This is a genomic window from Halomonas sp. GD1P12, from assembly GCF_025725645.1.
Classification (GTDB): Bacteria; Pseudomonadota; Gammaproteobacteria; order Pseudomonadales; family Halomonadaceae; genus Vreelandella.
Map to the genome: position 1 here is coordinate 2,225,766 of NZ_CP107007.1, position 17,913 is coordinate 2,243,678.

Consider the following 17,913-nt stretch of genomic DNA (forward strand, 5'->3'; position numbering starts at 1 on the left):
CAAAGCGCGGGGGCGTAAACTACGCCCCTTCCACTTTTGATCCTGGCTTGCCCATGAGTACCGCATCTTACCGTGACGCCATCTTTTCGACACCCCTTGACCGCGTGGCGCGCTTCTCTTTCGACGAACAGGTAGTGGCCTGTTTTCCCGACATGATTCGCCGGTCAGTGCCGGGGTACGGCCAGATTCTGGGGATGATGGGCGTGATCGCAAAGCGCCACCTGCGCCACGGCGCCCACGTGTACGATCTCGGGTGCTCGCTGGGCGCCTCGGGCCTGGCGCTCGCCGGCGCCCTGCCCGCCGATGCGTTTCGCTACACCGGCGTCGACGTATCGCCGGCGATGGTGGAAAAAGCGCGCCAAACGTTTGAGGCCGAATGCCCCGAGCACGCCATATCAGTGCTCGAAGCGGATATTCGAACCCTCGAGTATACAGGTTCAGGCATGATCATCCTGAACTTCACGTTGCAGTTTCTGCCGCCCAATGATCGCGACGCGCTGCTGGCGCGCCTCTATGCGGCGCTCGAACCCGGCGGCGTGCTCATTTTGTCCGAAAAGACCGTCGACCCGGATGAGCGCGACAACGCCTGGCGAGTCGAGCGCTATCATGACTTCAAGCGCGCCAACGGTTACTCGGATCTGGAAATCAGCCAGAAACGTACCGCGCTCGAGAACGTACTGATTCCCGACAGCCTCGACGGCCTGCACCAGCGGCTGAGCGGTGCCGGCTTCCCCCGCGCGATGACCTGGTTTCAGTACCTGAACTTCGCCTCCCTGATCGCGTTCAAGGAGAGCTAACGTGGCGACCCCGCTCCCCGACGACCATCAGGCGCTCTACCGTGCGTTTCTCGATCAGGCCGCACACAACGTCGCCCTGCTTGCCTGGCTTGCGCGCCTGCCCGAGCAGCTCAATCAGGGCCTGGATAAAAAACGCCACGGCGACCTCTCCGCTTGGGAAAAAGCGGCGAGAAAGCTGCCGACTCTGCCCCAGTCACGAACGGTCGAGCTTGAAAGTGACACCGTTCGCGTGGACGTCGCACTCGATGAGAGCCAGCGCCGCCAGTGTTTTAACCTGCTCAAAAAACTCGCGCCCTGGCGCAAGGGTCCGTTCAACCTGGGCGGCATCGAGATCGATACCGAGTGGCGCTCGGACTGGAAGTGGCAGCGCGTGGCGCCGCACCTGTCCGATTTGAAATATCGCAAGGTACTCGATGTGGGCGGCGGCAGCGGCTACCACGCCTGGCGCATGGCCGGCGCGGGGGCGGCGTTTGTGCTGGTGATCGACCCGTCACCGCGGTTTTACTGGCAGTTTCAGGCGGTGCGCCACTTCGTCGGCGACGCCGATGGCAACCGCACCCACTTTCTACCGGTGGGCATCGAGGACGTGCCGGAGAACCTGGGGTTTTTCGACACCGTGTTTTCCATGGGCGTGCTGTATCACCGCGCCTCGCCTTTCGAGCACTTTAATCAGCTAAAAGCCGCGCTGGCACCCGGCGGCGAGCTGGTGCTGGAAACGCTGGTGGTCGAAGGCGACGAGCAGACGGTGTTCGTCCCCGGCGAGCGCTACGCGGCAATGCCCAACGTCTATTTTCTGCCCTCCTCGAAAGCGCTTTGCCACTGGCTGGAACGCTGCGGGTTCACCAATGTACGCGTGGTCGATGAAGCCCCAACGACGCTCGATGAGCAGCGCTCCACCGAGTGGATGACCTATCAGTCGCTTGCGGATTTTCTCGACCCCGAGGACAGGTCGCGCACCATCGAAGGCTACCCGGCGCCGCGCCGCGCGGTGGTGATAGCGAACAAACCGGGTTAACGCTCAGCGGCGCAGAATCATTAGCCAACGGCCCAGATTCAGAATGCTGGCAAGCGAGGCCGCCACGTAGGTGAACGCGCAGGCGGTGAGCACGTGGCGGGCGCCGGTCATGTCAGAAGGCGGCACATACTCTTTTAAAAGCGGCAGGGCCCGATTGAAGCTGGCATCGAACTCCACCGGTAGCGTGACCAGATGCACCACCGCGGCGGTGCCAAAGCTGATCACCGCCACGGCGATCACCGCGGCCAGGCTACCGGGTAGGCGGGTAAGGAGGAACAGAAACGGCGCGGCCATCATCAACAGTGCGCCGAGTTTCTCGGCTTTTTGCGCCACGCCCACCATACGGCTTCGGGCAATCAGCGGCGCGTAGCCTTCAGCGTGCTGGAGAGCGTGTCCCACTTCGTGCGCGGCCACCGTTACGGCGGTGAGCGAGCGGCCGTTGAAATGATCCGGCGAGAGTCGCACCACGCGGTCGATCGGATCGTAGTGGTCGCCCTGCTCGCTCACTTCCACACCTACATTTTTCAAATCAAAGCGGCGCAGCAAGTGGCTTGCCAGCTCGGCCCCGGTGCCGGGGTAGTCGTTGCGCCCTTTGGTGTGGCGCTTTAATACCCACTGCGCCCAGAGATTGGGCAGAAGAAAAATAGCCAGCGCCAGCGCGATCAGCAGTACGATCATGGTCAAGTGTCCAGGGCAGTCGCCGGATGACTGACCGTTGTACCACGATCGCACCTTGCGTGCACTGGCGGGGTGACTGATGAGGGTTAGAGACTCGCCTCTTGCGCCTCTTCCTGGCGATGCTCTCGCACGTCGCGCTTGACCGCTTCGAGCCCGCGGGCAGAAATGCGGCCCTGCTCGTAAGCGTGTTCGGCCATCAGGACGCTATCGGCGGCGAGAATCAGGTCGCAGTCGCTGCCCTTGAGCTCGTCGCGCAAACGCTGAATGGCCTCCTGACGCTTGGGGTCCTTGTCCACCCGGCGAATATAGACCGCCTTGATGCGCCCGGGATAAGCCTTGACCACCTCGGTGTAGACCTCCGGGTCGTGCTGGCCGCTGTCGCCGATCAGCACACAGGGCATGTCGTCGTAGAGTGTCAGCATCCGGTCGATCAAGTCGCGCTTGTGATCCTCGGCCTTGCGCGGCCAGGGTTTGCGCCAGGAGATACCCCACTCACGCAAAAAAAGAATCGGCCCGACCGGAATGCGGTTGAGCTGGAAAAAGGTTTCGAGCATTTCGTAAATCGCCCAGGGCCCGCGGGAAACGTAAAGGATGGGCCGCTCGGCCTTGTCGCTTTTGCCGCGGTAAAGCGACTGATAAAGCGAGGCGACGCCTGGAAACGCGGTACGACGATGGGGTTTGCGCACGAACAGCCGATAGAGCATTTTCAGCTTTTCCGCCACGCCGGTGAACATGACGGTATCGTCGATATCGCTGATCACCAACAGATCCGCCTCCGGCGGCGGCACGTACACCTCCGCGTTGGTACGCATGGGCGGGTGCCCGTCGGCGCGCACGAGAATATCGGCGCGATGCCAGGACACATCGATGGGTAAATCGCGCTCGATGGGAATATGGGCGTCGAAGTAGCCGTCACGGTCGGTAATCAGCGACAATTTGTTTTCACCGATACGAATTTCGACCTGCGCCTCCTTGAAGCCGCGGCGAAAGATGCGTCGAGCCACGTCCGCGGTATCACGTAAAATGCCGCGCCGGGGAATGGCGCGGCCGAGTGCCGCCTGTCGAAAGACGCGGCCCATGACGAAAACTTCCTTTTGCGACCCGTAGCCGCGGTAGGGATGCACCACCATCCCTCCTCGGCCGCTGTCGCGCTTCATGGGCTTGGCGACAACGTGGACAAGCCGCTTAACGAAGCTTGCCCACGGGCTATACCATGGCATCAGGCGTGCTGACCCGAGTGCTTGCCTTCCTGAATTTCTTCAAGAAGCTTGGAGCAGAAAGCATCGAGGTCTTTCGGCGTACGGCTGGTGACCAGCGCTTCGTCGCAGACCACGGCTTCGTCGACCCAGTTCACGCCGGCGTTTTTGAGATCCTGCGCGATGCTGTGTACCGAGGTCATCTTGCGACCGTCGACCACGCCTGCGTTGATCAGAATCCAGGGCGCGTGGCAGATTGCGCCAACCGGTTTACCGGCCTGAAAGAACGCCTTGACGAAGCTCAGCGCGTCGTCGTTGGTACGAAGCTCATCCGGGTTAAACAGACCGCCCGGCAGCATTAGCGCATGGTAGTCGGACTCGGATACGTCTGATAACGCCTTGTCGGCGTCGTAGGTATCGCCCCACTCGGTTTCGGCCCAGGCACGAATACCCTTGCCATCGGGCGTCACGATGTGAACCTCGACGCCATTTTTTTGCAGCGACGCGCGCGGCACGCTGAGCTCGGACTCTTCAAAACCGTCCGCGGCCAGAATCGCAACGCGTTTACCATTCAGTGCTTGACTCATCGTGCTCTCCTTTTCGTGATGAACATGTGCTTTAAACATACGTTGCTTCATCTCCTACAACGCCTAACAAGTGTGGCTCATCCTGTACAATCGTCAAGCAGTCAAACCACTTAAACCCCCGCTACCATCTCGTTATAAGTTGTACAAAAAAGCCGGCCCCGTCCGAAAACGGGGCCGGCTCGAGCGCCTGAAACGAGCGCAGGCTTGCTTTAGAACAGCTTGCTGATGTCGCGGGCGTCCCAGTGCGGGAAGTGCTTACGTACCAGCGCGTTCAAATCGCGCTCGAAGGCAGCCCAGTCGGTGCCCTGCTCCTGCTCGCCTTGAGCGGCGACGCCGCGAATCATGCCGGCCCCGACGGTCACGTTGGTCAGCCGGTCGATAATAATGAAGCTTCCCGTCCCCGGGCTCGAGCGGTAGTCGTCCAGCGGGATGCTTGCGGTAAGCTCGACCTCGCAGCGGGCGATCGCGTTGAGCTCGAGCTGCTCGGCCGGATACTGCGCCAGCGTGTTCACATCGACCTGATAGTCGATGGCGCGCACCTGCCCCGAGAGATCGCGGGTGGCGAGCTTGAAGTCATACAGCTTGCCCGGCGTGAGCGCGTCTTCGTGCATCCACACGATGTCCGCCTTGAAGGCATTGGATAGCGGGATATCGGCGTGCGCATCGACCAGCCAATCGCCGCGGGAGATATCGATCTCGTCATCGAGCGTCACGGTGATCGCTTGGCCCGGGTAGGCGGCGCTCAGATCGCCGTCATAAGTGACGATGCGCTCGACCGTCGAGGTCTTGCCCGAGGGCAGCACCTTCACGCGGTGGCCCGGGCGCAGAATGCCCGCAGCGAGCGTGCCGCAATAGCCGCGAAAATCGAGGTTCGGCCGATTGACATACTGCACCGGCAGGCGCAGATCGGTGAGGTTCTGGTCCTGGGTCAGCTCGACGCTTTCCAGAAGCTCGATTAGCGTGCGGGACTCATAGCCGGGGCCGAAGTACCAGGGCGTACGCTCGCTTTTATTTACCACGTTGTCGCCGGTCAGCGCCGACAGCGGCACGAAACGAATGTCCGGCGCGTTCAGATTGGTGGCGAACTGCTGATACTCGCGCTTGATCTCGTTGAAGCGCGCCTCTGAAAACTCGACCAGATCCATCTTGTTGACCGCGATCACCAAATGCTGAATACCGAGCAGGTCGGCGATGAAGCTGTGGCGTTTGGTCTGGGTCTGCACGCCATAGCGGGCGTCGATCAAAATCACCGCCAGGCTCGCCGTGGAGGCGCCGGTGGCCATGTTGCGGGTGTACTGCTCATGACCCGGCGTGTCGGCGATGATGAACTTGCGCTTGTCGGTGGAGAAAAAGCGGTACGCGACGTCGATGGTAATGCCCTGCTCGCGCTCGGACTGCAGCCCGTCGACCAGAAGCGCCAAATCAACCGTGTCCCCGGTGGTGCCGCTTGTTTTGGACGCTTGGGTGATCGCGGCGAGCTGGTCCTCGAAAATCATCTTCGAGTCGTGAAGCATTCGCCCGATCAGCGTGGACTTGCCGTCATCGACGCTGCCGCAGGTGATGAAGCGCAAAAGATCCTTGTTTTCGTGCTCCTGCAGGTACTGCTCGATGTTGTCGGCGATCAAATTCGACTGGTGTGCCATGTTAGAAGTACCCCTCGCGCTTTTTCTTCTCCATCGACCCGACCTGGTCGCGGTCGATGGCACGCCCACTACGCTCACTGGTGCGCGTCAGCAGCATCTCCTGGATGATCTCGGGGAGCGTGGCCGCCGTAGACTCGACAGCCCCCGTAAGCGGGTAACAGCCAAGCGTTCTGAAACGCACGGATTTTTGCTCCGGGACCTCACCGGGCGCCAGCGGCAGGCGCTCGTCATCGACCATTACCTGCATGCCGTCGCGCTCGACGATCGGGCGCGGGGCGGAGTAGTAAAGCGGCACGATCGGGATCGACTCCAGATAGATGTACTGCCAGATATCGAGTTCGGTCCAGTTGGAGAGCGGAAATACGCGAATCGACTCGCCCTTGTTGACCTTGGCGTTATAGGTGTTCCAAAGCTCCGGGCGCTGGCTCTTGGGGTCCCAGCGGTGGTACTTGTCGCGAAAGGAGTAAACTCGCTCTTTTGCGCGCGACGCTTCTTCATCGCGGCGCGCCCCGCCGAAGGCGGCATCGAAGCCGTACTTGTCCAGCGCCTGCTTGAGCGCCTGGGTCTTCATGATGTCGGTGTACTTGGCGCTGCCGTGATCGAAGGGATTGATGTTCGCCGCGCGCCCCTCTTCGTTGGTGTGCACCAGAAGCTCCATGCCCGCTTCACTCGCCATGCGGTTGCGAAACTCTATCATCTCGCGAAACTTCCAGGTAGTATCGACGTGCAAAAGCGGGAACGGCGGCGGCCCCGGGTAGAAGGCCTTGCGCGCCAGGTGCAACATGACCGAGGAGTCCTTGCCGATGGAGTACATCATCACCGGATTGCTGAACTCGGCGGCGACTTCACGGATGATATGAATCGATTCGGCTTCGAGCTGTTTGAGGTGCGTCTGGCGCGCACCGTCGATCGCCACGGTGGGCTCGCGCCGTTCATCGACCGGCGCAGCGGTAATCTGGGTCATTGCCTACTCCCTCTCAAAGCACCGGGGTGCTGACTAACGGTGCCTGCAAACGGTGTTTGCCTGATGATCGTCACTGCAAGTAGGGTAACGCCGAAAAGTAATAACCTGAAAGAATTAATAACTATCTTTTTATTCTTTAAAAAACTATAGAAGCTCTTCTATAAGAACCAAAGCGCACTCAATAGGGAGCGCGAAAAAAGGCGATCTACATGCCGACCCGCTCGATCCAGGTCTGCCACTCGCCACCGCTGCGAAGCTCCACTACCCGATACCCGGGTCTCGAGGCTTGATCGACGGCGAACTCGAGGGCGCCGGGCATGAACTGATCCGCCAGCGCCGGGCAGCCATATACCGACACCTCATGATCGCCGAGAGCAAGCGTCTGCGCGAAGCCCTGGTGAGCATGGCCAAACAGCAAGACGCGAGCCAGGGGAAAGCGCTCGAGCACCTGCCAAAAGGCGTCGCGATCGAGCAGGCCAATAGCGTCCATCCACGCGGCGCCCACGTCGACCGGCGGGTGGTGCAGGCCAACGACGGTAGGCTGCTCGCTCGATTCGAGCCGCTCAACGAGCGCTTCGAGCTGCTCAGCGCCCAACTCCCCGTGCGGTTTGCCCTCGACTCGGGTATCGAGCAGGAGCAGGCGCCACTCGCCGAGATCGACTTCGCTCAAAAGCGGGTGGCACTCGGCCATGAACTCGACTTGATCGTGGTTGCCGGGAATCCAGAACCAGGGGCACGGCAGGCGCGCCAGTGCCTGACAGGCGTGCTGATAGGAGACCAGGGTTTCGTCCTGGCTAACGTCGCCACTCAGCAGCACCACGTCCGGGCGCTCCTGGATGACCGCCTCCAGCACGCGCTCGAACTGACGCCAGGGGACGCCGGTGCGCGAGCGCGCGTGTTTATCGGCGTAGAGGTGGGCGTCGGTGATCTGAATCAGGCGCATCAAGGATACTCGGGGATATCGTAGGCGTGACCGTGGGTCAACCCATGAGCCAGCCACTCGCCCAGAAAGCGATTGAGCTGCAGCTTTTCATCGGGCTGGTGCATTTTGGCGTTGGGATAGCGGTAGCGGCCATTGAAGTGGCGCTGGCGCTGAAAGTCGGTCACCTCTGCCATGCGCACATCGTGATACAGGTGCACGCGCATTTTGGGTCCTTCCAGCACGCCGTCCAGCGGCCCGCTTTGGGTGACCTCGACCATGGTGGTGTAGGGCGCCTGCTCCAGCACGGCCAAGTGAAGCGCGCCAAGCTCCCGCCCTTTGCTGTGTAGGGTGATATCGCGCTGCTGACCGGCGTCCATATCGCTCACCAGCCGCAGCAGGCGCGCGTAGTTGGCGCTGCACTCCCCTTGCAGGGATTTCAGGTCGGTGACGTAGGCGGCTCTAGCCATCTTCGCTCCTTTCGAATGGGGAAACAGGGGCCCTGGCGGTGGCGCGCAGTGAGGCGCGCTGGCCGTTCAACCAGTGAAGCCCGATCAAGCACATGGCGTTATCGAGGCGCCCCTGCTCCAAAAGCGCAAAGGCATCGGTAAAGCTGACCACGTGAACGCGAATATCCTCGTGCTCTTCATCGAGGCCATGAATACCGCCCATGCCGGCGGTGTCGACCAGCCCGCAAAAAAGCGTTACCCGCTCGTTGCAGGCACCGGGGCTCGGGTAGTAGGTGTGAAGTTTGGTCAGCGCGCCCACTTTGCAACCCGCCTCCTCCCGGGATTCACGCCGGGCCACGTCCTCGAGGGATTCGTTCTCCTCGACCAGCCCCGCCACCAGTTCGAGCTTCCAGGGCGAGCGCGGGTCATCGATGGCGCCGGCGCGAAACTGCTCGACCAGCACCAGCGCATCGCGATGCGGGTCATAAAGCAACACGCCCACCGCGTCGAAACGGCTATGAATCTCGCGGCGCATGGAGCTGCTGTAGCCGCCCTCGAAAAGACGGTGGCGTAGCGTCAGCGCCTCGAGCCGGAAAAAGCCCTGATAGAGCGTTTCCCGCGTCTCGAGTTCGACATCGGCACGCGTGAGTTCGGGGGCCGCAAGCTTGCTCGCCTGCGGCGACGTAAGGCTGGACGCCATAAGGCACTCCCGGTTGGCACAATCGCTCTATTATCAATGCTCGGTGCCGGGAATGCCAATTTGAGCGCTTGAGCGCGGGCTTAGAGCGCCTGAAGAAAGGCCTGGGCTTCGCGGCGCAGCGCCTCGTCTGACAGCTGACGGTTTTCACGCGCAGTGCCCTCGACGGCGCGGGTGGCGTACTCGCGGGCGCCCTGGATATCGCCCTCCTCCTTCAGAAACGCTGCGTAGTAGAAATTGACGTCGATCCCGTTCGGGCGGATCTCGAGCGCGCGCTGAAACATGCGCTCGGCGGTATCGCTGTTGCCGAAACCGAGCGGTCTGCCCGGTGCGCGGTCATAGAGCGCGCCCAGCGTCACGTAGGCCGAGGCGTTGCTGCCCTGCGGGTCGAGCTCGATGGCGCGCTCGAGCACGGCACGCGCCTCTTTCGCGCTGGCCAGCGCCCCCAGCCCGCCGCGCTCGCGCGCGTAAGACGCTAAAATGATGCCCTGCCACACCAGCACGTCCGCCTCGTTTGGGTTTTGACTTGCAAGCGCTTCGGCCTCATCACTCAGCGCCTCAAGCGTCCCCTGACGCTGATTGGCCGGAAGCTCCGTCACCGTATGTTCCCAGCGGTTTTTGAGCGAAAAGAGTTCGTCCTGGTAGGCGCTAGCGGCGAGCGGCGAAAGCGCGAGCGCCCCGCCGAGGGTCACTGCCAACAGCCAGCGAGAAGTGTGCGTGCGCATGAAAAGCTCCTTGGTTGTTTTTGTGAATGTTTTTATTGCCCGATCGAGGCAGCCATCGGGCGGCCCAACGGGCGCCCTGCCAAATAATGTAACGAACGTTTGAATGACTCGCCAGCGCTTTGCCCAGAATAATGCCATTGGGCGCGCCGGCGCTTTCGATTAAGCTTGGGCACTCGAACGCAAGGAGTGAAACCGCATGAAAGGCCGCAATATGACCCGCTGGCGCGACCCGGCCAAGGACCCGCGCCAGGAGCCCAAAAGCAATCTGATCACCGCCCAGGGCGCCGAGCGGCTGCGCGGCATTCTCGACCACCTTTCACGGGTAAAGCGCCCGGCGCTTTCGACCAAAGTAGGCGAAGCCGCCGCACTTGGCGACCGCTCGGAGAACGCCGATTACACCTACAACAAGAAAGAGCTCAACCGGGTGATCGCGCGCATCCGCTACCTGACCAAGCGGCTCGACGAGCTGCAGGTGGTCGACCGCCTGCCGGCGGATACCGACAAGATCTTTTTCGGCGCGTTCGTAAGCCTCGAGGACGACGACGGCGAAGCGCTCGACATTCGTATCGTCGGCCACGACGAGATCGACACCGACAAGCGGTGGATCAGCGTCGACGCGCCCATGGCGAAAGCGCTGCTGGGTAAGGAAGTGGACGACGAGATCACCGTACAAACGCCGACCGGCGAGGCCTTCTATACCGTGACTGACGTTCGCTACGCCAACCCCTGACCGCACAACGCGATCCGCACCGCCGCCAGTTCATGAACATTCAATGAAACACTTGCCAACGAATAATATGTCCATAATACTAGACATATGGAAATAAACGATGCCACCTCAAGTTTTAGCGCGCTCGCCCAGCCCACTCGCCTGGAGGCTTTACGCCTGCTGCTAAGCCACGAGCCCGAGGGGCTGGCGGCGGGAGAACTGGCCCGGCGGCTGAACGTGCCTCACAACACGCTATCGGCCCACCTCGCGGTACTTGGTCGAGCAGGCTGGGTAAGTTCGCACCGCGAGAGCCGCTCGATCATCTATCGCGCAAGCCCCGGGCACATGCAACAGGTCATCGCCTATTTGATCAGCGACTGTTGTAACGGCGACCCCGCGCTCTGCGCGCCGCTGATCGACACGCTTTCCCCTTGCCACTCATCCTCCCCGCAGGAGCCTTCCTCATGACCCCATTGATCTATCACAACCCACGCTGCGGCACCTCGCGCAATACGCTGGCCATCCTGCGCGCCTCGGGTGAAGAGCCGGAGGTGATCGAGTACCTGGAGACCCCGCCGAGCCGGGAGCGGCTGATCGAATTGATCAAACTGATGAAAATTACGCCGCGGGCGCTGCTGCGCCAGAAGGAAACGCCCTATCGCGAGCTCGGCCTTGAAGACCCCACCGTGGATGACCAGGCCATTATCGATGCCATGCTCGATCACCCGATTCTGATCAACCGCCCAATCGTTGTGACCGACAAGGGCGCGCGGCTTTGCCGGCCCTCGGAGCAGGTGTTCGAGCTGCTGGACAACCCGGTGGCGTCGTTCACCAAGGAGGATGGCGAACGCGTGACGCCCGCCTCCCAGGCGAATAACTGACACCATGCTGGCACTGTCGATTTTCATCGCTACCCTGGTGCTGGTGATCTGGCAGCCCAAGGGGCTTGGCATTGGCTGGAGCGCGCTGGGCGGCGCACTGGTCGCGCTCGTCACTGGGGTCGTTGCGCTGGCGGACGTGGCGGTGGTGTGGCATATCGTTTGGGACGCCACCTTCACCTTCGTGGCGCTGATCGTCATTTCGCTGATTCTGGATGAAGCGGGCTTCTTCGCCTGGGCGGCGCTGCACGTGGCACGCTGGGGCGGCGGCCGTGGGCATCTGCTGTTTCCGCTGGTCGTTTTGCTGGGCGCGGTGATCGCCGCCTTTTTTGCCAACGACGGCGCCGCGCTTCTGCTCACGCCGATCGTGCTCGCCATTCTGCTGCGCCTGGAGTTCACGCCGCCAGCGGCGCTGGCCTTCATCATCGCCACCGGGTTCGTTGCAGATACCACGAGCCTCCCGCTGGTGATCTCCAACCTGGTCAATATCGTCACCGCCAACTACTTTGGCATCGGTTTCGACCGCTATGCCCAGGTCATGGTGCCGGTCAACCTGGTATCGCTTGCCGCTACGCTAGGCGTGCTCTGGCTCGCGTTCGGGCGTCGCATCCCCGCCCGCTATCCGATTGAAAAGCTCGAAGCGCCGCGTTCGGCGATAAAGGATCCGCTGGTATTTCGCGCCGCCTTTCCGCTTCTGGCGCTGCTGATGGTGGCTTATTTCGTGACCGCTCCGCTGGGCGTTCCCATCGCGCTGGTCACCGGCGCCGCCGCGATTTCGCTGATGGCACTCGCCGGGCGGTGGTGGCGCGGCGGTCGCGAAAGCAAAGTGTCAGTCTCTCAAGCGCTACACGGCGCGCCCTGGCAGATCGTGCTGTTCTCGCTGGGCATGTACCTGGTGGTGTATGGGCTGGGCAACGCCGGGCTCACCGACTACGCGGCGCGGGCGCTTGAGTGGCTTGCGGGCCAGGGGAGCGTGGTTGCCACCGTCGGCACCGGCTTTCTCGTTGCGGCGGTCGCCTCGATCATGAACAACATGCCGTCGACGCTGGTGGCGGCGCTGGCCATCGACCAGGCCCAGCTTCCAGAGCTGACCCGGGAGCTGATGATCTACGCCAGCGTCATCGGCAACGACCTGGGGCCGAAATTCACGCCCATCGGCAGTCTGGCCACACTTCTCTGGCTGCACGTGCTGGCACGAAAGGGGGTTCGCATCGGCTGGGGGCAGTACATGAAGGTGGGGCTTCTGATCACCCCACCGGTCTTGCTGGCAACGCTTTTAGCGCTGGTCTTTTGGCTGCCGCGGGTATCGCCGTAGCGCCTACTCGAGAGCGTAGTCGACGGTGGTGACTACCCGCACACGCTTGATCTGCGGCGTGTAGCTGTCGAGATCCTCGATCGAAAAGTAGCCCTGGGTGGCGCTGGTGATCCCGCCCACCGCGCTTTGGGAGTCCTCGGCAAACTGCTGGGCGGCGCTTCTGGCATCCGCCGTGGCCGCTGCGATCATCTCCGGCTTGATCGCATCGAGCCCGGTAAACAGGAACTCGGTGCGGTACTCGTAGCTTGGCGAGAGCAGCACGCCGTCGCGCACCAGCCGCGTAGCCTGAGGCACCGCCTCGATGACCTCTTCTACCCGCTCGGTGCGCAGCAAAAGCGTCGCCTCGGCGCGAAAGCGCTCGTCCGGGCGCTCGCCGCCGTAGGTGTTGGCGTACTGGTCGGTGATGCGTGCCGGCGTCATGCTGATCTCGCTGGCCTCGAAGCCGCGCTCGGCGAGAAAATCGCGCACTCGTGCTTCGTCGTCGGAAAGATGCCGCTCAAGCTCGGCCAACGTGTCGGCGGTGACCGTATAGTTGAGCGGCCAGAGCACCAGGTCGGCGGCCACCTCCCGCTCGGCGAGCCCGCGCACGGTGACGCTGCGCGACGAGTGCTGCCACACCTCGGCGGCGCTTTTCAGGTAGCTTCCGCCCCAGCCAAGCCCCAGGGCCACGAGCCCGCCCAGCGCCACCGCGCTTGCCAGCGCCCCGATACCGCGCGTTTTCACGGCCATACGTCTCTCCTCACAGGATTCAACACGTCTTGATCGCTTTTGGACCGCGGCGCGATCCAAAAGCGCCGCGCAGGCGCTAAAACAATCACGCCCCCGCGCGGTAGACTCTGAAGCGACGGTTATCCGCCAGCGTCTCGAACTCGCCCATCGCGCGCTTTAAAAGCTCCGGGTAGGGCAGGAAGCCGTTGGCCACCAGCACGAGCTCGCCGCGCGGGGTGAGGTGCTCGCGGGCCTTTTCGATCAGCCGCGCGCTCGGCCTAAAACTGATATCACGCTCCTGGTGAAACGGCGGGTTGCTGACGATCAGATCGAAACGCTCGCCGTCGAGTTTCGAGTAGACGTCGCTTTCGAGCACCCGCGCCGAGAGCGCGTTGGCCGCCAGCGTCCGCTCGGTCGCCTGAACGGCGAAGGCGCTGACATCGATGGCACTCACCTCATGGCCGCGCTTGGCAAGCCAGGCGCTGATGATGCCGTCACCGCAGCCCATGTCGAGCACGCGCAGCGGCGTTTTGAGACCGCGCGAATCGAGGGCTTCGAGCAGCAGCGTGGTGCCCTCGTCCACCTTGCCGTGGCCGAACACGCCCGGGTGGCTGGCAAGCGTCAGCTCACCGGCGGTGAAGGTCGTCCAGGCGGCGTCCGGATCACCAAGCGCCCGGGTGCGCGTAGAGTAAAGCGTGCAGCGCCGGGCGTTGTCGAGCTTGTCCCACTTAAGGCCGCGCTCGTCGAGCCACTTGGGCACGCGCTTGATGCCGCCCTGGTGCTCGCCGACGATATCGACACTCGTGCCTTCGGGCAGCACCTGGCAGAGCCAGTCGAGCCACCAGAGGCCGAGCTGATGCGCCTTGGGCCAGAACAGCACCACCTGGCCTTTGAGTTCGATGGTCGGCTCGAACGGGCTGAACGCCGCCTTCTGGTGGGTATGCCAAACATCGCGCAGAGCGACGCTGTCGCTAACCATGCTAGCGCTTTGGTGAACGAGCCACTCGTCGCGCCCGGGGGCAACCGGGCACAGCGCGGTGTGATCGCCGTAGTAGCGTTGTAACAGCTGGCAGGCGGGAAGTTGGGCACTCATGAATCAGTCTCGGGTTGGGTCAATGGTTTGGTCAAGGTGTACAGCAGGTAGCGCCCCAGCCGCCAGTGCGGCTCAGCGCGACAGTACGCTTTTTCCAGCGCCAGGAGTGTGGCTTCTTCGGCCTCGCTCGCCGGGGGCTTGCGCAGGTAGTCCTGAAAAATGCGGATGCCCGCCGCCTGAGAGAGCGCAAGGCCGTTCTCCTCGGCCCAGGCACTGATCTGATCGTGCGTCACCGGCGAGATCGGCGTCAGCCGCTGGCGCCTGCCCTGGCCTTCGAGCCGGTCGCTGAGCGCCTTTTCCAGGTTCCCCTTCACGGCGTTGGAAAAGCGCAGCGCATCGCGGTTGAACACCATGAGACTCAGCTGGCCGCCCGGAGCAAGCAGTCCGGAAAGCGTCTTGATCGCGCCACGCGGCTCGCCCAGCCACTCGAGCACGGCGTGGCAGGTAATCAGCGGCCAGGGGCCGGGCGCCTCACAGGCCAGCGCCTGAAGCGGGGCCTGAAGGTACGCGATGGCGTCGTCCGGAATCGCATCGCGCTCGGCGTGCCAGCGCCGTGCGTAGTCGAGCATGTCACCGGAAGGCTCGGCCAGCGTCACCGCATGGCCGCGCTCGGCAAACCAGGCCGCCTGCTGGCCCAGGCCGCCGCCGATATCGAGCACCGGCTGGTCTTCGAGGGCGAGCATTTGCGGCAGCAGGTAATCGAGCATTTTCAAGCGCAGCTCGCCGCGGGGGGCGTGGTAAAGCGCGCGGGAGAACTTCTCGGTCATGCCGTCGAAGTAGCGATCGCCCGCCCCGGTCAATTCATAATGTGAGTGCATGGTGTGCGTGCATACGTCCGACAAGCCGAATCAAAGCGGTGTAGTTTACGCGTGTTGCGCCGAAAACGCCTGCAATGGCAGATGATGCTGCCAGTTGTCGCGCTGCTCCAGCTCATGGGCGAGCTGTAAAAGTGCTCTGTCCTCACCAAAGCGCCCGACGATTTGCACGCCGATCGGCAGGCCCGCGGCATCGCGATGAAGCGGCAGCGACATGGCGGGCTGGCCGGTCAAATTCGCCAGCTGAGTAAAGGGTGTGCGCGCGAGCGCCTCCATCGCCAGGTGCTTCAACGCCCCGGCCCGCAGCGCCAGTCGGGAAAGCCCGGGTACCGCCAGCAGCGACAAAAGTCGCTCTCTGGTGCGGCAAGGGTATAGCTCACCAATACGCGGGGCGCTTGACGCCGTCACCGGCATCACCAGTGCGTCAAACCGCCGATGAAACGCGCTCATTTGTTCTGCCGCCACGAACCATTCGCGCCGGCCCAGCTCGTACTCTCTGGCCGAAAGCCTGGCGCCGAGTCGACCGATGGCCCGCGTGGCCGGTTCGATATCGAGACGGCGACGAGAGATACCGGTTTCCCGGCTAACCCACGAAAGGTCCGCGGCGACCTGGCCGAGATAGAGCGTCAGGTAGCTGCTGGCCAGGTGGGCACCGTCGACCGGCGGGTCGCACCAGCTCACCTCGTGGCCCATATCGGCAAGCATTTTCGCGGCGTGTTCGACGGCCTTGCGCGTTTCTGGATCGAGCGTCGTGCCAAGGCTTTGGCTTAGCGGCTCGCCAAGCGATACCGCGATGCGCCGTTTTGGGCCTGGTGATGACAGCGCGCTCAGATAGCCGGTTTCCCGAGCAACCGGATACGGGCCGCTGGGGCCGGCACCGTTGATGTGCTCCAACAGCGCGGCACTATCGCGCACGCTTTTGGTGATAGCGTGCTCGACTACTGCGCCCTGCCACACCTCGGCCTGAGCGGGTGGGAGCGGCGTGCGCCCGCGGGTCGGCTTGAAGCCGAACAGACCGCAGTAGCTTGCCGGAATGCGGATCGAGCCACCGCCGTCGGCGGCCAGCGCCAGCGGCACCAGGCCACCAGCCACCGCCGCCGCGGCGCCACCGCTGGAGCCGCCCGGCGAATGACCCAAACGCCAGGGATTGTGCGGATGGGGAAACGCTTTCGGCTCGGTAATGGCCATCAAGCCAAACTCCGGCGTCGCGGTTTGACCCAACACGACGAGCCCCGCCTGCCGCGCTCGGGTGATGAGCGGCGAATCCTCAAGGGGGCGCCACTCGGCGAGCGAAGCGCTCCCCGCCGCCAGCGGTTCACCGGCGATCGCCATCAACAGATCCTTGGCAAGCGTCGGCACGCCCGCAAAACAAGCGTTCTGATCCACGGCGCGGCTTTCGCGGCGCGCCTGCTCGAAGCGGGTACGCACCACCGCGTGAAGCGCCGGATTGAACCGCTCGATCGCCTCGATGGCTACCTCACAAAGCGCGTCACGGCTCACCTCGCCCCGGCGCACGAGCTCGGAAAGCCCCGTGGCATCGAATGTCTGGTACTCCTCCACCTTCATCGAACGCCTCCCCAACCGGCCCACTCTCACGAAAGCCTACTCTACCACCATTGGCGATATTGCCCAGGGCGGCCGAACGCGATAACGTTAGCGCTCCCAATGGGAACGTTCCCAAACACCTTATGGTGGCCCCTGCAATGACGATTTCCCGCGCGACGCTCATTGAAGTCGCCCGAGAGGCGAACACCTCGAAAACCAGCGTTTCGCGTTTTTTCGGCCCGGAGCGCGACAAGCTTTCCCCAGCGCTCAAGGCGCGTATCGACACCGCCGCGCGAACGCTTGGCTATCAGCCCAACCTGATGGCGCGCGGGCTAAAAGGTGGCGGCACTCAGCTTTTGGGCATGCTCGTCGCGGACATTCGAAACCCGTTTTCCGTGGCCGCCGTGCACGCCGTCGAGCAGGCCGCGCGCGCTCGTGGCTACTCGCTCATCGTCTGCAATACCGGAAACGACCCGAGCCAGGAGCAGCGCCACCTGGCGCTTTTAACGGCCTACCAGGTCGAAGGCTTGGTGGTCAACGCCGTGGGCGCCCCTCACCAGGCGCTCGACTCGCTCACCCATACCGGCGTGCCGGTGGTGCTGCTGGACCGGGAAATCCCCAGCGTCAGCCGCGCCGTGGTCGGGCTGGACAACGCGCTTGCCATCGACACGGCCCTGGATCACCTGGTCGCGCGAGGCTACCGCCAGGTGCTCTACGTCACCAACGACCCGGCCACCGCCAGCGCCCGCCGAGAGCGCTTGGAGCGTTTCATCGACCAAAGCGCTGCGCGCCAGCTGACCGCGCACGTTCAGTCGAGTCTCGATCCCGCAAGCCTTTACCCGGCACTGGAGGCGCTCAAAACGCCTTCATTCCACGCGCCCGTCGCGGTGCTTTGCGCCAACGGCACCGCCACGCTCAGCGCAGTGCAGGGCTTTCAGGTGCAAGGCCTCACCCTGGGCGCCGTGGGCCTGATGGGAATCGACGAGCTCGACTGGTGCGCTCTGGTCGGCCCAGGCGTCACGACCCTGGCGCAGCCGTTTGATGCCATCGGCGAGGCGGCGATCGCGCGCCTGCTCGACCCGCCTGACACGCGCATTACCGACCGCCACGCGCCGCATCTGCTCGCGCGAGGCAGCACGATCCATCCCGATTTCCCTCTCATCTGATCCTTTGGAGAACC

The 17,913-nt window shown here is 63.1% G+C and carries 20 protein-coding genes; 7 read left to right on the top strand and 13 right to left on the bottom strand.

Going from position 1 to position 17,913, the window contains the following annotated elements:
* Nucleotides 1-53: 53 nt before the first annotated feature.
* Nucleotides 54-797 carry a carboxy-S-adenosyl-L-methionine synthase CmoA gene (cmoA, locus tag OCT39_RS10380; protein ID WP_263584397.1) on the top strand — a complete coding sequence of 248 codons (744 nt, stop codon included), beginning with the start codon at nt 54-56 and terminating at the stop codon, nt 795-797.
* Nucleotide 798: 1 nt separating this feature from the next.
* Nucleotides 799-1,812: a tRNA 5-methoxyuridine(34)/uridine 5-oxyacetic acid(34) synthase CmoB gene (gene cmoB / locus OCT39_RS10385; protein WP_263584398.1), complete on the top strand. Its 1,014-nt coding sequence runs from the start codon at nt 799-801 to the stop codon at nt 1,810-1,812.
* A 3-nt stretch (nt 1,813-1,815) separates the two neighbouring features.
* On the opposite strand, the gene OCT39_RS10390 is transcribed toward cmoB, so the two are convergent.
* From OCT39_RS10390 to OCT39_RS10430, 9 genes are all read right to left on the bottom strand, one after another.
* On the bottom strand, nt 1,816-2,490 hold the full coding sequence (locus OCT39_RS10390) for a zinc metallopeptidase (RefSeq protein ID WP_263584399.1): 675 nt from the start codon (nt 2,488-2,490) through the stop codon (nt 1,816-1,818).
* An 86-nt stretch (nt 2,491-2,576) separates the two neighbouring features.
* Nucleotides 2,577-3,710: an App1 family protein gene (locus tag OCT39_RS10395; protein ID WP_263584400.1), complete on the bottom strand. Its 1,134-nt coding sequence runs from the start codon at nt 3,708-3,710 to the stop codon at nt 2,577-2,579.
* Nucleotides 3,710-4,273 (bottom strand): type 1 glutamine amidotransferase domain-containing protein, encoded by a 564-nt coding sequence (locus OCT39_RS10400; protein WP_263584401.1) that lies wholly within the window; start codon nt 4,271-4,273, stop codon nt 3,710-3,712. The genes OCT39_RS10395 and OCT39_RS10400 overlap by 1 nt, the downstream gene beginning before the upstream one ends.
* A gap of 209 nt (nt 4,274-4,482) precedes the next feature.
* Nucleotides 4,483-5,916 (bottom strand): sulfate adenylyltransferase subunit CysN, encoded by a 1,434-nt coding sequence (gene cysN, locus OCT39_RS10405; protein WP_263584402.1) that lies wholly within the window; start codon nt 5,914-5,916, stop codon nt 4,483-4,485.
* Between the two features lies 1 nt (nt 5,917).
* Nucleotides 5,918-6,880: a sulfate adenylyltransferase subunit CysD gene (gene cysD / locus OCT39_RS10410; RefSeq protein ID WP_263584403.1), complete on the bottom strand. Its 963-nt coding sequence runs from the start codon at nt 6,878-6,880 to the stop codon at nt 5,918-5,920.
* 205 nt (nt 6,881-7,085) lie between these two features.
* Nucleotides 7,086-7,823, bottom strand: coding sequence for a metallophosphoesterase (locus OCT39_RS10415; RefSeq protein WP_263584404.1), 738 nt, complete (start codon nt 7,821-7,823; stop codon nt 7,086-7,088).
* Nucleotides 7,823-8,269 (bottom strand): DUF1249 domain-containing protein, encoded by a 447-nt coding sequence (locus tag OCT39_RS10420; protein WP_263584405.1) that lies wholly within the window; start codon nt 8,267-8,269, stop codon nt 7,823-7,825. Before OCT39_RS10420 ends, OCT39_RS10415 begins: the two co-directional genes overlap by 1 nt.
* A complete protein-coding gene (locus OCT39_RS10425; protein ID WP_263584406.1) occupies nt 8,262-8,948 on the bottom strand; it encodes an NUDIX domain-containing protein in 687 nt (228 codons plus the stop codon). Before OCT39_RS10425 ends, OCT39_RS10420 begins: the two co-directional genes overlap by 8 nt.
* An 80-nt stretch (nt 8,949-9,028) precedes the next feature.
* The gene (locus tag OCT39_RS10430; RefSeq protein WP_263584407.1) at nt 9,029-9,670 is read right to left on the bottom strand and encodes a TRAP transporter TatT component family protein; all 642 of its coding nucleotides are present in this window, start codon (nt 9,668-9,670) and stop codon (nt 9,029-9,031) included.
* Nucleotides 9,671-9,866: 196 nt separating this feature from the next.
* Here OCT39_RS10430 and greB point away from each other — a divergent pair, with 196 nt between their 5' ends.
* The 4 genes from greB to OCT39_RS10450 all read left to right on the top strand — a co-directional run bounded on the left by greB (nt 9,867) and on the right by OCT39_RS10450 (nt 12,572).
* Complete coding sequence (gene greB / locus OCT39_RS10435) at nt 9,867-10,400, top strand: transcription elongation factor GreB (RefSeq protein ID WP_263584408.1); 534 nt, start codon at nt 9,867-9,869, stop codon at nt 10,398-10,400.
* An 87-nt stretch (nt 10,401-10,487) separates the two neighbouring features.
* On the top strand, nt 10,488-10,847 hold the full coding sequence (locus OCT39_RS10440; RefSeq protein WP_263584409.1) for an ArsR/SmtB family transcription factor: 360 nt from the start codon (nt 10,488-10,490) through the stop codon (nt 10,845-10,847).
* Nucleotides 10,844-11,260 carry an arsenate reductase (glutaredoxin) gene (gene arsC, locus OCT39_RS10445; protein WP_263584410.1) on the top strand — a complete coding sequence of 139 codons (417 nt, stop codon included), beginning with the start codon at nt 10,844-10,846 and terminating at the stop codon, nt 11,258-11,260. The genes OCT39_RS10440 and arsC overlap by 4 nt, the downstream gene beginning before the upstream one ends.
* A gap of 4 nt (nt 11,261-11,264) precedes the next feature.
* Nucleotides 11,265-12,572, top strand: coding sequence for an arsenic transporter (locus OCT39_RS10450; protein WP_263584411.1), 1,308 nt, complete (start codon nt 11,265-11,267; stop codon nt 12,570-12,572).
* A gap of 3 nt (nt 12,573-12,575) precedes the next feature.
* Here OCT39_RS10450 and OCT39_RS10455 read toward each other — a convergent pair whose 3' ends face one another.
* From OCT39_RS10455 to OCT39_RS10470, 4 genes are all read right to left on the bottom strand, one after another.
* Nucleotides 12,576-13,301, bottom strand: a complete 726-nt coding sequence (locus tag OCT39_RS10455) for an SIMPL domain-containing protein (protein WP_263584412.1) — start codon at nt 13,299-13,301, stop codon at nt 12,576-12,578.
* Between the two features lie 85 nt (nt 13,302-13,386).
* On the bottom strand, nt 13,387-14,373 hold the full coding sequence (locus OCT39_RS10460; protein ID WP_263584413.1) for a methyltransferase: 987 nt from the start codon (nt 14,371-14,373) through the stop codon (nt 13,387-13,389).
* Nucleotides 14,370-15,191: a methyltransferase domain-containing protein gene (locus OCT39_RS10465; protein ID WP_263584414.1), complete on the bottom strand. Its 822-nt coding sequence runs from the start codon at nt 15,189-15,191 to the stop codon at nt 14,370-14,372. Before OCT39_RS10465 ends, OCT39_RS10460 begins: the two co-directional genes overlap by 4 nt.
* Before the next feature lie 45 nt (nt 15,192-15,236).
* Nucleotides 15,237-16,754, bottom strand: coding sequence for an amidase (locus tag OCT39_RS10470; protein ID WP_263584415.1), 1,518 nt, complete (start codon nt 16,752-16,754; stop codon nt 15,237-15,239).
* A 137-nt stretch (nt 16,755-16,891) separates the two neighbouring features.
* On the opposite strand from OCT39_RS10470, the gene OCT39_RS10475 reads away from it, so the two are divergent.
* Nucleotides 16,892-17,899, top strand: a complete 1,008-nt coding sequence (locus OCT39_RS10475) for a substrate-binding domain-containing protein (protein ID WP_263584416.1) — start codon at nt 16,892-16,894, stop codon at nt 17,897-17,899.
* Nucleotides 17,900-17,913 lie beyond the last annotated feature (14 nt).